A 680-nucleotide genomic window follows, 5' to 3' on the forward strand; every position below is an offset into this window, starting at 1 on the left:
TCCGTGTTCCAGTCGTATTCGCCAGTTGCGCCGATAGTCAAACCTCCCGTGGAGTGACCGGCGGTGACAACGAGCAAAGTGTCAGGATGAGCATCAACATACGCCTTGGCTAAAGCAATCGACTTAGCAAAATCATCCATTTCTGCCATCGCGCATGCTATATCGTTAGCATGACCGCACCAGTCGATTTGGCTTCCTTCGATCATCACGACAATGCCTTGCTTAGAGCGCGATTACATTGCCTGCGCCTTGTTCGTCATCTTCTCGAGTCGGTTTGGATTCTCATCCAAAGCAAACGGAAATGCTTTGTCGGCAAACAACCCAATCGCAGGCAATGTTTGCAACGAAGGCAAGGTATCAAAATCCGTTAGGTAGTGATAACCCTGCATTTTAAATTCTTCAATCAGATTTCTGTCTTCACGCTCAAAATATCGAACACCACCACCAAGTAACAGATCGACGGGCAGCTTTCCATTTACTTTGTTATCCAAGTAATCGTCTGCTATCTGATCATAATTACGACGAGATTCGTTGTGCGCGGCAAAGCTTGCGGGCGTCGCGTGGTTAATTTGCGAAGTCGCCACTAGAGCGGTTGTCATGCCCTGCTCTTTCGCTACTTCCAACATCGTTTTAACTGGCTTTTTATGGGTATCGACAGCGACGGCGCCATTGTAACTCTT

At 47.8% G+C, this 680-nt stretch carries 1 pseudogene; it reads right to left on the reverse strand.

From position 1 onward, the window contains the following. A pseudogene (locus tag R7190_RS27735) lies at window positions 1–680 on the reverse strand (alkaline phosphatase); the annotation flags it as partial.

It is taken from the genome of Vibrio sp. 1078-1, from assembly GCF_033340475.1.